Source organism: Oceanithermus profundus DSM 14977, assembly GCF_000183745.1.
GTDB classification, from domain to species: Bacteria; Deinococcota; Deinococci; order Deinococcales; family Marinithermaceae; genus Oceanithermus; species Oceanithermus profundus.
In genome coordinates this window covers 1993280-2005841 of the sequence record NC_014761.1, presented here as the reverse complement: position 1 = coordinate 2005841, position 12562 = coordinate 1993280, and the positions used below count along the sequence as shown (strand labels likewise).

The window sequence follows — 12562 nt, the reverse complement described above, 5'->3', positions numbered from 1 at the left end:
GCCGCGGCGGAGCCGCCCGGTACGGTCCGAACGTTTCCTTCACAACCGTTTCCTGTGATGGCAGCGAAGTTTCGGGTCATATCCCGTTGTGCGGTCCCGGCGGCCCATGATAGTACGGGTGATGTACGACAAGAACGGCGGGAAGGTTTAGCAAAGGGGCGGTGGCTACGGAGTTAACGATCGATCAGGTACGCGAGCGTGTAGCGGCGGAAGCCGCAACGCGCAAGCGCCCGCGGATCCTGCTCGTCGAGCTCGGCGAGCTGGCGCAGCAGACCCGGCTGCGGCACCTGCCGCTCTTTCCCACCCCCGAGGAACCCCTGCAGGTCGCCGCGTTGTACCTGATCCGCCTGTTCAAGTCGCTGCCGCACGAGCGGCGGGCGGCCTTCTACCGGGCCGCTTACCCCTTTTTCATTGCCGCGCAAGGACAGGAGGAGCTCGAGCGGCTGATCCTGAAAGGCGAGCTCAAGAAGTTCTTCCTGTCGCTGCAGGCCTTCCAGTTCCTGGCCTACTTCGGGGAAGCCCTGCTGCCCGAAGAAGCCCCCGGATACTGGAACGACAGCGTTACCCGCTCCATCACGCGCAGCAGCCTGGCGCTGCTGTCTGCGCACTACCTGCTCTCGCCCGCGTCGTTCGCGTTGCGCCTGCAGAAACTCTCGAACGAAGCGGGCAACGCCTTTGCGATGACCCTGGTGCGCAATGAGAAGACCTTCACCGAATACCTGTACGAACACGTCCCCGAGGCTCTGGTCGCCATCAGCGCGCTGTTCCCGCGCGACGTGGCCCAGTTCGTGCTCTGGGAAAACGCCCTGTTCACCGGCCTGTTTGTGCGGGGGTTGTACCCGGACCTTCAGGTGACCTACAGCGCCATTCCCAGGCCGGTCGGTGAGGGGGACGTCATCGTCTCGCCCCGAGCACGCCTGAGGTTTCCCAAGTCTTCATGGCTGCGCAGCTTCGCCGTGGTCAGGCGGAACCTGCTTCGTTTCGCCCGCTCGGTGGCGCAGAAAAAGCAGCGGGACGAAACCCTGGCCAGCGAGGGGGTCTTGATCGACAGCGACGCCGGCGCCCTTTTCCAGAAGTTGCTTCCCAAGTGGCACCGTCGCAGGGTCACGCTGCTGAACCGTTTCCGGTCTGGCGCGGCGCACGAGCCGTACTTCGAACTCCCCTTGTCCTGCCGGGTGGACAGCGTCAGACCGCAGACGACCTCGATCTTCGAGACCATCGAAGAGCAAGCCCACCTGCGCGCGCTCCGGGGTGCGAAGAGCCTGCGGCAGGAGCTCCTGGACACCAGCCTCCAGATCGCCGGGGGCGTGATGGGGCAGCTTTCGTTTACCTCGCTGGAAAGCCTCATCCGCACGACGCACGCGTTCTACCGCAGGCACGACCCCGACGACACCTTCCACGGCCACAGCCATCGGGTGGGCATGATCCTTACGGCGCTCGCGACCCTGTACCCCGACTTCATCCTGCCCTCGACGCTCCGGGTCTACGCCTTAGGACTACTGCACGACCTCGGCAAGCTGCTCATTCCTCCGGAGGTGTTGACGAAGAAAGGGCGGCTCGACGAGATCGAGTGGATGTTCATCCGCCTGCACCCCCTCGTAGGAGCCCTGCTTTTTTCGCCGTGCGTAAAGGAGCAGGGGCAGGTCACCTGCGTGCAGCTGGCGTTCATGAACCTGCTCCACCACGAGAACTGGGCCAGCGGTGGGTACCCCTACGGGATCGCGCTGCGCAGCGCCGGGGCGCTGCCGCTGGAAGACCGGCTTGCGGCCGAGGCGTCTTCGACCCGGTTCTTGGTCAGGCTCCTGCGCATCGCCGACAGCCTCGAAGCGATGATCAGCAAGGCGTTCCAACCCAAACCCGGCGAACGTGCTTACCACGTCACCATCGCGCAGGACGCGGACGAAGAAAGCCTGGTGCGCTACGTCGTCAAGGACTTGCGGGCTCGAGCCGGGGACTGGTACGACCCGGCGCTGGTCGACCGACTTTCGCGCGAGCGGATCGCCGCCCTGGTGGCCGCCTACCGCAGGTTGGCCGCCACGGGCGGGGTGCTCGTCCCGCCCGGGTTCGCGGACGTCCCCGGGGGACGAGCGCTCTTGGGGTTGTTGCGGGAGATCGGGATCTTCGCCCGGAAGTAGCCGCTTCGTATCGCGAAAACGAAACCGGCGATGCCGGCCCCTGGACCGGGGTCAAGGACCCAGTCGCGGCATCGCCCTCTCCGAGCTGGGTTACCACCAGCTTACGCGGGTGAAGTCGTACCACCTGCGGCACCGCTGAGTCTCCCGGGAGTGGTAGGGGAGGGTTTAAAAGCCCTCCCTAATATATGTATGAAATACAAAATGCAACTAAATTATAATTTTAATTAAGTTAACTTAATAGCTAAGATCAGGAAAAAGTGGCAATAAATGCCCCGAGCCTTCGTCGTATTCCCATTCGACTTCCCAAAACTGCCATTTTTCGCCATCCAGCTCTGCCCGACTAATTGTGAAACTGCGATAGTGCCCACTGTGCTTCCAGGCCTTGGGGCTTTTTCTGAGCCTAGCTGCTTTCTTCTTTAATAATTCGCAGATGGAGAGATAGACCCAAGCCATCTTCTCAGCCCGGGAGCCAAGTTTTGCGAACAACTTGGGCGCCGCCGTTTCGGGTGGGCACAGTCCGTGATAGCTTCCGTCAGCGACAAAGCGAACTGCTCCGAGGAGAAGGTCGGCAACTTGGAGAAGTTCACAGTCGTCGTAATCTCGAGTTCCAGGGGTATGCGTTTTAGGGTCGGAGTCAACCGCGCGGATTTCAAAGTCGGGTGAAATCGCGAGTCCCGGGCGAAGCTCCCCACGAAGGCGTTCAATCACGCGGTCTTGATCAATGGGCCGCTTTAAATGCTCATCACCATCGAGTATTAGTCCAAGTATTGTTACTTCGATTTTTGGATACACCTGTTCAAGATCTGAATATCCATAATGGAGAACTCCCTTGATAGCCATCCGCATGAGGGTTTCGAAATATTGAATCTTTTTTTCGGGGTCATCGCCTGAGTAGAATGTCCGTAGACTAGGTGTCTTGGGTGGAAAGAACAGCGCTCCAAACCGGAAGAAGGGGGCGGGAAGCTCGCCTTTGGGTCCCTTATGGCGGAGAAATTCTGATGCGAGATCAAGGACTCGAGCCCCACAGCATTCACGCTTTCCCCACTGTTTTCCACTCATACTGGAAGCATGCAGCTCGCCACTATATTGTGTGTCCGTTCGTATCTCCTGGATCCTGAACAGAAACTCACTTCTTGGTGTAGTCACCTCGGGATCAGCTTCGAACAGTGTCTGCATGCCGTGCGGCGACTCGAGAGTGAGCCTCTCAGGAACAACAAGGATTATGTGGGCGTGTCGCTTCCCCTCCTTTAGATCAGCATCTTTGGTCTCGTCGTGGTAAAGCCAGACTTCTAAAAATGCGTGCGGATTGGCAGCGCCCATTGTTTTAGTTTCCCACACCTGCAGCGATTGCCCTCACAATTTTGCACCCAATATGGCCCTTCCTCTCCCGATCGGGGACCGTATGACTCAACAATATGCGTTGAATAGGACATGTGCTTAATAAGCGCGAATCGACCTCGCCATCCTGATGCTGGCTCGACCGCGGTTAGGCTGGAGCACTTCTTTTCTTAGACGCTAACGCGGTTTTGCGCGCGTTCTTATTTCAGCAGCGGCCGGAAGCTCTGCACCACCTTGCGCACCTTCGGGGCGATGACGGCCTGGCAGTACGGGTCCTGCGGGTACTTGTCGTAGTAGCGGTGGTGCTCCGGTTCCGCGGGCCAGAAGCGCTCGAGCGGTTTCACCTCGGTGACGATGCGGGGCTTGAAGAGGCCGGAGAGCGCCCGGATCTTGCGCAGGGCCACCTCCTTTTGCGCCTCGTCTTCGTACAGGACGATCGAGCGGTACTGCGGCCCCACGTCGGCCCCCTGGCGGTCCTTGGTCGTAGGGTCGTGCACGGCGAAGAAGACGTCGAGCAGCTGCTCGTAAGTTATCGCGTCCGGATCGTACTCGACGCGCACCACCTCGGCGTGGCCGGTGGTGCCGGTCGAAACCTGTTCGTAGCTGGGGTTTTCGACGTGGCCGCCGGCGTAGCCCGGCACCACGTCGACCACCCCCTTAAGCGGGCGGAAGGCCGCCTCCAGGCACCAGAAGCAGCCTCCGCCCAGGGTCGCGGACGCGCTCACGCCCCCGCTTCGGCCCCGGCCTCGCCGCCGGCGTGCGGCGTGGGCAGGTAGTCCTGCGCCTGGAAGAGGTTGATGCCGCTCTGCACCAGGTCGAGCAGCTTGCCCATCGTGGCCTCCTCCTCGATCTGCTCGTTCAAAAACCACTGGAGCAGCGGCACCGCCCGGTAGTCGTTTTCTTGGTGGGCGATGGCCATCATCGCCTCGAACTGGGTGGTGACCGTGCGCTCGGCCTTGACCGCACTGGCCACCGCCTCCACCGCGTCGGTGAAGGCCGGCTTGGCCTCCGCCGCCTCGGGGATGCGCGGGGCCACGTCGTTGTCGAGCAGGAAGTGCAGGATCTTCATCGCGTGGCCCCGCTCCTCCTCGGCCTGACGGAAGAAGAAGTCCGCCCAGCCGTCGAGCGAGCGGTTCGCAAAGTAGACCGCGATGGCCAGGTAGTGGTTGTGGGCGCTGAGTTCGTGCCCGATCTGTTCGTTGAGGGCGTTCGAAAGCGTGCTGCTGATCATAAGGACCTCCTCGTACGCCCGCAGTATCCGCGAAATCCGGGTGAGGATCGTTATTGAAACAGGTTATCAGCAAGCGTAGAATGCCGTCTATGAGCCCGATGGCGCTCCTCTTCCTCACCCTCTTCAACAGCATGCTCGGCCTCTCGGTGCTGTTTCCCATCGTGGCGCCGCTGGCGCGCGAGCTGGGGCTCAGCGAGTTTCAGGTCGGGACCTTCTCCACCGCCTACGCGTTGATGCAGTTCCTGCTCGCGCCCTACTGGGGGCGGCTCAGCGAGGTGAAGGGGCGCAAACCCATCCTGCTCATGGGCATCCTGGGGTTCTCGATTTCGTTCTTCGCCTTCGCCTTCGTGGCCCAGCTGGGGCTCGCGGGCGCGCTCGGCACCGGCCTGATCTACGGTCTGATGCTCGCGGCGCGTCTGTTCGGCGGCACCTTCTCCTCGGCCACGTTGCCCACCGCCCAGGCCTACGTGGCCGACGTGACCGGCAAGGCCGACCGCACCGCGGGCATGGCCGTGATCGGCGCGGCCTTCGGCCTGGGGGTGATCTTCGGGCCGGCCATCGGCGCGGCGCTGGCGGGGATCAGCCTGCTCGTGCCCGTCTACTTCTCGGCCACGCTGGCGCTCTTCAACGCCCTCTTCGTCTGGTTCATGCTGCCCGAACCCGCGCGGCACGTTCACCTGCACAAGCCCCCCTCGCTCAGCTTCCTCGACCCGCGGGTGCTGCCGCTGCTGGTCGTGGGCCTGGCCGTTAGCCTGAGCTCGGTGGCCATGGAGACCACGGTGGCCTTCTACTTCCAAGACCGCTTGGGGCTGACCCCCGAGGGCACGGCGCGGGCCGTGGGCATCGCGCTGGTGATCTACGGGCTGGTGGCCGTCTTCGTGCAGGGCTTCTTGATCCGCAAGTTCAAGTGGCCGGCGATGGGGATGCTGAAAAGCGGCATCCCCATCGCCGCCGTGGGTTTCCTGATCTTCGTCTTCGCTTCCGGCTTTTCCTGGCTCACGCTGGCGCTGGTGCTACAGGGGTTGGGGCAGGGGCTCGCGGCCCCGGCGGTGACGGCGGCCCTCAGCCTTTCGGTGGGCGAAGGGCTCCAGGGGGCGGTGGCGGGGCTCAACTCGAGCGCCCAGGCGCTGGGCCGGATGCTGGGGCCGCTCGCCGGCACCTGGCTCTACCAGAACGTCGCCCACACCGCTCCGTACGTCTTCAGCGCGGGGCTCTTGCTGGTGGCCTGGATCTTCGTGATGTGGGGCCGGGCTTCGCGGGTGCGGGTGGACGCGGGCGACTAAAAAGAAGCCCCCGGCGCATGGCCGGGGGCGCTTTAACGGTTCTGGCTACTTCACGAACGTCAGCCACTTGCGGTACTCGGACCGCTGGCCGGTGACCGCCTCGAGGTAGACCTTGCGCAGCTGCATGGTGATCTCCCCGGCGCTGCCCGTGCCGATGGGGCGGTGGTCGATCATCGAGACCGGGGTCACCTCGGCTGCGGTGCCGGTCATGAAGACCTCATCGGCGGTGAAGAGGATCTCGCGGGTCACGCGGTAGGCCTCCTTGACGGTGAAGCCCAGGTCCTCGGCGATCTCGATGACCGAGTCGCGGGTGATGCCGGGCAGGTTGACCGAGTGCTCGATCGCGTGGATCACGCCGTTCTTGACGAAGAAGAGGTTCTCGCCCGAGCCCTCGGCGACGTAGCCCTCCTTGTCGAGCAAGAGCGCCTCGTCGGCTCCGGCGGCCAGCGCGTCCATCTTGGCCAGGGCGCTGTTGACGTAGTTGCCGCCGGCCTTGGCCTTGCCGGGCATCACGTCGCCGGGGAAGCGGCGCCAGGAGCTGGTGACCAGCTTTGCGCCCTTGCGGACGGCCTCCTCGCCCAGGTAGGCGCCCCACTCCCAGGTGGCGATCATCACGTCGGCGGGGTTGTTCGGCAGCGGGTTGACGCCCAGCGAGGTGGCGCCGAACCAGGCGAGCGGGCGGATGTAGCACGACTTCCAGCCGTTGGTGCGCACGGTCTCGACGATCGCGCTCGCGATCTGCTCCGGGGTGTAAGGGATCTCGAGGCGCAGGATCTTCGCGGAGTGGAAGAGGCGCTCGACGTGTTCTTCTAGTCGGAAGATCGCCGGACCCTCGTCGGTCGCGTAGGCGCGGATGCCCTCGAAGACGCTGGTGCCGTAGTGCAGGGCGTGGGCCAGCACGCTCACCTTGGCCTCTTCCTGCGGCACCAGCTCGCCGTTGAGCCAGATCTTGCCAGCGTGGATGCGGGTGTCACCGCCTTTTCCCATGGTGTCCTCCCCTGGCCGCACGCGGCGGCCCGTGGTTTCAGGATACTCGGGACTAACGCGGCTTTGCCAGGGAACGGGCGGCGGGGGAGAGGCGCTCGAGGCGCGCTTCGGGGGTCGCGCCGGCGATCGGGACCCGCGCGAAGCGCTGGACGCGGTCGTGGAAGAGCGCCCGCAGCCGCGGCTCCCGGGTCACCTGGGGGGCGAGTTCCTCGATCTGCCCGCGCAGGCGCTCGGCGGCCAGCCAGCGGGCGGCGGCGAGCAGGTCGCCCTCGAGCGGCTCGGCCTCGGGTTCGCGCTCGATCCGGCGGGCCGCCCGCCGCACCAGCGGATCCTCCAGCAGCGCCGCGCAGAAGCGGCAGGGCGTGGCCTCGCCGACCCGGCCGCAGACGGCGCAGACGTCGCCTTCCCGCTCCAGCTGCGCGGCCAGCACCGCGCGGCCGGCGCGCTCCACCGCACCCTGCAGCTCCTCGGGGACGGCGCGGGTCCAGGCTTCCAGCTTGCGGGCCAGCTCGAGCGGCAGGGCCACCGGTTCCGGCGCCGGCGCCGGCGCGGCGGCGGCCTCGGGGGCCTTCGGCCGCCCGGTCACGAAGCGCACGTTCGTCACCGTGCCCTCGCCAAGGCGGGCCGCGTAGCGGCGGACGAACTCCTCGCGCTGGTAGGTGAGCTGGTGCGCCAAGGCCGCGCTCTCGGCACGCACCAGGAGCTCGCCGCGCTCAAGCTTGAGCGGCTCGGTCAGCCGCGCCAGCATCTCGCCGGCGATCTCGGGCCAGAGCGCCAGCACCCGGCCGCGGCGCAGCCCGGCCTCGAGCTTGTAGCGCTTCAGCAGCTGGCCCAGCAGTTCTCCGGCGCGGTTTTCGCCCACGCCCCCATGCTAGCAGGCGCGGCTAGAATGAAGGCGTGGCGCTGATTCGTATAGCCAAGGGGGACATCACCACGTTCGAGGGCGACGCCGTCGTCAACGCCGCCAACGACCGGCTGATCCTCGGCTCCGGCGTGGCCGGGGCGATCCGCAAGAAGGGCGGGCCCGAGATCCAGGAAGAATGCGACCGCCACGGCCCCATCCGCGTGGGCGAGGCGGCGGTCACGGGGGCGGGGCGGCTGCCGGTGCGTTACGTCATCCACGCCGCGGTCCTGGGTTCGGAGCCGGCCAGCTACGACTCGGTTCGCCGCGCGACCCAGGCGGCCCTGGCGAAGGCGCGCGAGCTGGGGCTACGTACCGTGGCCTTCCCGCTGCTCGGCACCGGGGTGGGCGGCCTCGACGCCCAGGAGGTGGCCCGCATCATGACCGAGGAGTTCAAGAACGCCCCCGACGACCTCGAGGTCACCCTCTACGGCTACACCGACGCGGACGTGGAGGCCATCCGCCGCGCCCTATGATCCTCACCCGGCTGCGCCAGCAGAACTTCCGCAACCTGACGAGCCTGGAGCTGGTGCTGCCGCCGGGCCCGCTGGCGCTGGTGGGCCCCAACGCCAGCGGCAAGACCAACCTGCTCGAGGCCATCTTCCTGGCCCTGGGCGGCGAGGTGCGGGGGGCGCTGGCCGACCGGGTGCGCTTCGGCGCGGCCGAGGCGCGGCTGTTCGCCGAGGTGGAGACCCAGCTGGGGGTGGTGCGCTTCGAGCAGCGCTTCGGCCGCGGCGGGCGCGAGATCCGGCTCAACGAGGCCCCGGCGAGCCTGCGCGAGCTGGCCGAGTACGCCGGGGCGGTCTGGATCCGGCCCGAGGACATCGCCCTGGTGCGCGGCGGCCCCGAGGAGCGACGGCGCTGGCTCGACCAGGCGCTCATGCGCTTCTCGCCCCGCTACCGGGCGCTGCTCTCGGCCTACGAGAAGACGCTGCGCCAGCGCAACGCCGCCCTCAAGACGAGCCCGCGCGGCCTCGGGGTCTGGAACGAGCGGCTGGCCGGCTATGGCGAGCAGGTGCTGCACTGGCGGCGGCGCATCCTCGAGCGTCTGGCCCCGCTGGCGGCCGCGGCCTACCGCGAGCTCGACGCCGCACCGCTGGTGCTGGAGCTGCGCGAGACCGCCCCGCCCGAACGGCTGGCCGAGGTGCTGGAGGCCAACCTGCAGGAAGAGCTCGAGCGCGGCGTCACCCTGGCGGGGCCCCACCGCGACGACGTGCGCCTGTTGCTGGGCGGCCTCGACGCGGTCAAGTTCGCCAGCCGCGGCGAGGCCCGCAGCGTGGCGCTGGCGCTGCGCCTGGCCGAGCACCGGCTCCTGGCCGAACACCACGGCGAGCCGCCGCTCTTGCTCGTCGACGACTTCGCCGCCGAGCTCGACGCCCGCCGCCAGGCGGCGCTCCTGGCCTACGCGAGCGGGCTGCCGCAGGCGGTGCTCAGCGGCACCCACGCCCCGGAGGGGTGGTCCCGGACGCTGCGCATCGAGGCCGGGGTCTGGAACCTGGAAGGCTAGCCCGCTCGCGGCGCGGAGACGTTCACGTTCACGCCCAGCTCCGCCAGCGCCCGCCGGATCCCCGCGGCGTCGATGCCGGCTTTGGCGTGCAGGCTTTCGACCTTGCCCTGATCGGTGAAGCGGTCAGGCAGGCCGAGGCGGCGCACCTCGGGGCGGAGGCCCAGCTCCTCCAGGGCCTCGAGCACCGCGGCGCCGAAACCGCCGGCGAGCTGGTGGTCCTCGACGGTCACGAGCGCGTGGTTCGCGGCCAGCTCCGCCAGCACCTCGCGGTCCAGGGGCTTGAGGAAGCGGGCGTTCACCACGCCCACCCGGGGGTCGGCACCGGCCGCCTCCAGGGCGTAGCCCAGCGTTTTGCCGAAAGCGAGCAGGTAGACCTCGCTCCCGGGCTTGAGCACCTCCCAGCGGCCCCAGGCGCACTCGGGCCAGGCCCCCTCGGGGGCGGGCTCAACCGCCCCGCGGGGCCAGCGCAGCGCCACCGGGCCGTTTTGTTCGAGCGCGGCGGTGAGCATGGCCCGCAGCTCGAGCGCGTCCTTGGGGGCGGCGATCTGCATTCCCGGCACCGTGCGCAGGAAGGCGAGGTCGAAGACGCCGTGGTGGGTGGGACCGTCGGCGCCCACCAGCCCGGCGCGGTCGATGGCGAAGACGACGTTCAGCTTCTCGATGGCCACGTCGTGGATCACCTGATCCACGGCCCGTTGCAGGAAGGTCGAGTAGATGGCCACCACCGGCTTCATCCCCGCCAGCGCCAGGCCGGCGGCGGTGGTCACCGCCACGTCCTCGGCGATGCCCACGTCGAGGTAGCGGTCGGGCCAGGTCTGGGCGTAGCGCACCAGCCCCGAGCCCTCGCGCATCGCCGGGGTGAGCACGACCAGCTTCTCCTCGCGCTCCGCCAGCTCGGTGACGGCGTCGCCGAAGGCGAGCGACCAGGTGTAGCTGCCCTTCTTCTTGGTGGGGGCCTCGGGGTTGAAGGGGCTGGCCCCGTGCCAGTGGGTGGGGTCCTCCTCGGCCACCTTGTAGCCCTTGCCCTTCTTGGTGACGATGTGCAGCAGGGTGGGGCCGGAAAGGTCCTTTAGCTTTTCCAGCAGGTAGACGAGCCCCTTGAGGTCGTGACCGTCCACCGGGCCGACGTAGCGCAGGTTCCAGGCGTAGAAGGGGTTCTCCTGGTGCAGGATCATCTTGGTGGCTTCCTTGGCGCGGTCGGCCAGCTCGAAGAGCCGCGGCGAGATGCGCTCGAGGAAGCCCTTGCCCAGCTTCTCGGCGTCCTGCACCCACTTCTGCACCTGCAGGGTCTTGAAGTAGCCGGCGAGGGCGCCCACGTTGGGGCTGATGGACATCTCGTTGTCGTTAAGCACGATGAGCATGTCCTTGCCCATTTCGCCGATCTTGTTGAGCGCGGCCAGGGCCATGCCGCCGGTGAGGGCGCCGTCGCCGATCACGGCCACGATCTTGTGGTCCTGCCCCTGGAGGTCGCGCGCCACGGCCATGCCCAGGGCGTTGGCCAGGCTCGTGGAGGCGTGGCCCACGGTGATGGCGTCGTGCTCCGACTCGCTCACCTTGGTGAAGCCCGAGAGGCCGCCTTCCTGGCGCAGGGTGTGGAAGCGGTCCTGGCGGCCGGTGAGCAGCTTGTGGGCGTAGGCCTGGTGGCCCACGTCGAAGAGGATGCGGTCGCGGGGCGAGTCGAAGACGCGGTGCAGCGCCACGATCAGCTCCACCGCGCCCAGGCTGCTGGCCAGGTGGCCGCCGGTCTCGGCGGTGACGCGGATGATCTCGCTGCGCAGCTCCTCGACGAGCTCGTGGAGCTCTTCCTCGGACAGCGCCTTCAGGTCCTCGGGACCGCGGATACGGCTAAGCAGCATCGACCCTCCTAGAAGTTCTTCTCGATGAGGACCAGGCCCTCACGGGTGCGCACCTCGCCCACGTGGGGCACGAACCAGATCTCCTGCACCGTCTGGTTGCCCTTTTCGTCGGTCACGGTCAGCTCGATCACGTAGGCTTCGAACAGCCCCGCGGGCACCTCGACCCGGCTCTTGCCCTTGACCTCGTAGCTGTACTCGAGTTGCAAGGTGGCCTGCTCCTGCGCCCCGGTGGGCAGCAGGAAGACGCTCTGGGTCACGGTGCGCCCGCCCCAGCGGTACCCCGGGCGCAGCAGCTCCTCGGGCGGGTACTCGAGCATCGGGGGATCGAAGGAGACCCGCGTCAGCGTGATCTGCTCCTTGAAGCCCAACAGCTCCACCCCCGCCTCGCCGAAACGGCGGAAGTAGACGCGCTCCTGCCCGCGGCCCACGAACCGCATCTGGGTGGCGGGCTCCTTGTCCCACTGCCCCGGGCCCAGCACGCTCAGCTTGAAGGTGGGGTAGTCGGGCGGATCGGTCTGGGGCAGGTAGACCCAGTAGAGCCCGATGTTGTGGGGGTAGAACTCCACGGGTCCCTGCTCCCGGGCGAAGGGCTCCGGAGCGGGGGTCTGGGTTTGCGGCGTGCAGGCGGCCACCAGCACGAGCAGGGCCAGCACGAAGGTAAGGCGCTTCATCGGCATCAGTTTACCCCTTCTTTTTCCGCGGGCGATTCCAGGGCCTTCTGCAGGCCCAGCCGGGTCCGGGTCAGCCGGGCCGCGGCCGCGGGCAGGTCCAGGGGTTCGCGCGCCCACAGCTCGGCGGCCAGGCGCTCGAGCAAGGCCGCACCGGACTCGAGCTGCTCCTCCATCTCCGCAAGGCGTTCCTCCAGCCGCCGGCGGGCGACCGCGTCCAGGTCGCGCGCCCCCAGGAAACGCCGCAGTTCGCGGGCCTTGGCGTCGAGGCGCTCCAGGGCCGCGGCCAGCTGCCGGGCCTCGTCGAGCAGCGCCTTCTCTTCCGGGTGCAGGCGGCGGCCGCGGCGCAGCACCTCGCCAAGGGCGCGCCGCACCCGCCGTACGAAGCGGGCGTCGGGGTTCGGGGCCGTCGCCTGCAGCACCAGCAGCACGAACGCCACGAGGAGCGCCAGGAGGAAGAGCCAGCGGAGCAGGACCACCCTCCTATTCTGCCACCTTTCCAGCCCCAACAACCCCACCCCACCCCCCTTGACTCCCCCTCCCCCCTTTGATATCTTGAGTCTTGCGCCCAGTAAGGACCACGGTCCTCTACCCGGCGCAGGGATCTTGAAAGGTGGCGTGACGTAAGTACCGTCCTGAAGCGGACAAGCGGCGGG

The 12562-nt window shown here is 67.3% G+C and carries 12 protein-coding genes; 4 read left to right on the top strand and 8 right to left on the bottom strand.

Annotated elements, in window-relative coordinates; genetic code table 11:
• Window positions 1-161 precede the first annotated feature (161 nt).
• Complete coding sequence (locus OCEPR_RS09960) at window positions 162-2135, top strand: HD-GYP domain-containing protein (protein WP_013458593.1); 1974 nt, start codon at window positions 162-164, stop codon at window positions 2133-2135.
• Between the two features lie 234 nt (window positions 2136-2369).
• On the opposite strand, the gene OCEPR_RS12885 is transcribed toward OCEPR_RS09960, so the two are convergent.
• From OCEPR_RS12885 to OCEPR_RS12875, 3 genes are all read right to left on the bottom strand, one after another.
• Entirely contained in the window at window positions 2370-3473 is a 1104-nt protein-coding gene (locus OCEPR_RS12885) for a hypothetical protein (protein ID WP_222829116.1), read from the bottom strand.
• A gap of 200 nt (window positions 3474-3673) precedes the next feature.
• Window positions 3674-4198, bottom strand: coding sequence for a peptide-methionine (S)-S-oxide reductase MsrA (gene msrA, locus OCEPR_RS12880; RefSeq protein ID WP_013458591.1), 525 nt, complete (start codon window positions 4196-4198; stop codon window positions 3674-3676).
• Window positions 4195-4704, bottom strand: coding sequence for a ferritin (locus tag OCEPR_RS12875; protein ID WP_013458590.1), 510 nt, complete (start codon window positions 4702-4704; stop codon window positions 4195-4197). The genes msrA and OCEPR_RS12875 overlap by 4 nt, the downstream gene beginning before the upstream one ends.
• 89 nt (window positions 4705-4793) lie before the next feature.
• On the opposite strand from OCEPR_RS12875, the gene OCEPR_RS09945 reads away from it, so the two are divergent.
• On the top strand, window positions 4794-5987 hold the full coding sequence (locus OCEPR_RS09945; protein WP_041554211.1) for an MFS transporter: 1194 nt from the start codon (window positions 4794-4796) through the stop codon (window positions 5985-5987).
• A gap of 45 nt (window positions 5988-6032) precedes the next feature.
• Here OCEPR_RS09945 and OCEPR_RS09940 read toward each other — a convergent pair whose 3' ends face one another.
• A complete protein-coding gene (locus OCEPR_RS09940) occupies window positions 6033-6974 on the bottom strand; it encodes a branched-chain amino acid transaminase (RefSeq protein ID WP_013458588.1) in 942 nt (313 codons plus the stop codon).
• 52 nt (window positions 6975-7026) lie between these two features.
• A complete protein-coding gene (locus tag OCEPR_RS09935) occupies window positions 7027-7836 on the bottom strand; it encodes a DciA family protein (RefSeq protein ID WP_013458587.1) in 810 nt (269 codons plus the stop codon).
• 35 nt (window positions 7837-7871) lie between these two features.
• Between OCEPR_RS09935 and OCEPR_RS09930 the strand changes: the two genes are divergently transcribed.
• Window positions 7872-8351, top strand: coding sequence for a macro domain-containing protein (locus OCEPR_RS09930; RefSeq protein WP_013458586.1), 480 nt, complete (start codon window positions 7872-7874; stop codon window positions 8349-8351).
• A complete protein-coding gene (gene recF, locus OCEPR_RS09925) occupies window positions 8348-9382 on the top strand; it encodes a DNA replication/repair protein RecF (protein WP_013458585.1) in 1035 nt (344 codons plus the stop codon). Before OCEPR_RS09930 ends, recF begins: the two co-directional genes overlap by 4 nt.
• Here the strand turns inward: recF and dxs are convergent.
• From dxs to OCEPR_RS09910, 3 genes are read right to left on the bottom strand one after another with little or no spacing between them, the layout of a single operon-like run.
• Entirely contained in the window at window positions 9379-11238 is a 1860-nt protein-coding gene (gene dxs / locus OCEPR_RS09920; RefSeq protein WP_013458584.1) for a 1-deoxy-D-xylulose-5-phosphate synthase, read from the bottom strand. The two genes, recF and dxs, sit on opposite strands and share 4 nt — an antisense overlap.
• Window positions 11239-11246: 8 nt before the next feature.
• Window positions 11247-11909: a hypothetical protein gene (locus tag OCEPR_RS09915; protein WP_041554209.1), complete on the bottom strand. Its 663-nt coding sequence runs from the start codon at window positions 11907-11909 to the stop codon at window positions 11247-11249.
• 5 nt (window positions 11910-11914) lie between these two features.
• Window positions 11915-12385 carry a hypothetical protein gene (locus OCEPR_RS09910; protein WP_041554208.1) on the bottom strand — a complete coding sequence of 157 codons (471 nt, stop codon included), beginning with the start codon at window positions 12383-12385 and terminating at the stop codon, window positions 11915-11917.
• Window positions 12386-12562: the final 177 nt, after the last annotated feature.

Bases quoted from the DNA above. Each gene is read 5' to 3' on its own strand.
- OCEPR_RS12875 (WP_013458590.1), bottom strand. From the start codon at position 4,704: ATGATCAGCAGCACGCTTTCGAACGCCCTCAACGAACAGATCGGGCAC.
- OCEPR_RS09945 (WP_041554211.1), top strand. From the start codon at position 4,794: ATGAGCCCGATGGCGCTCCTCTTCCTCACCCTCTTCAACAGCATGCTC.
- OCEPR_RS09940 (WP_013458588.1), bottom strand. From the start codon at position 6,974: ATGGGAAAAGGCGGTGACACCCGCATCCACGCTGGCAAGATCTGGCTC.
- recF (WP_013458585.1), top strand. From the start codon at position 8,348: ATGATCCTCACCCGGCTGCGCCAGCAGAACTTCCGCAACCTGACGAGC.
- dxs (WP_013458584.1), bottom strand. From the start codon at position 11,238: ATGCTGCTTAGCCGTATCCGCGGTCCCGAGGACCTGAAGGCGCTGTCC.
- OCEPR_RS09915 (WP_041554209.1), bottom strand. From the start codon at position 11,909: ATGAAGCGCCTTACCTTCGTGCTGGCCCTGCTCGTGCTGGTGGCCGCC.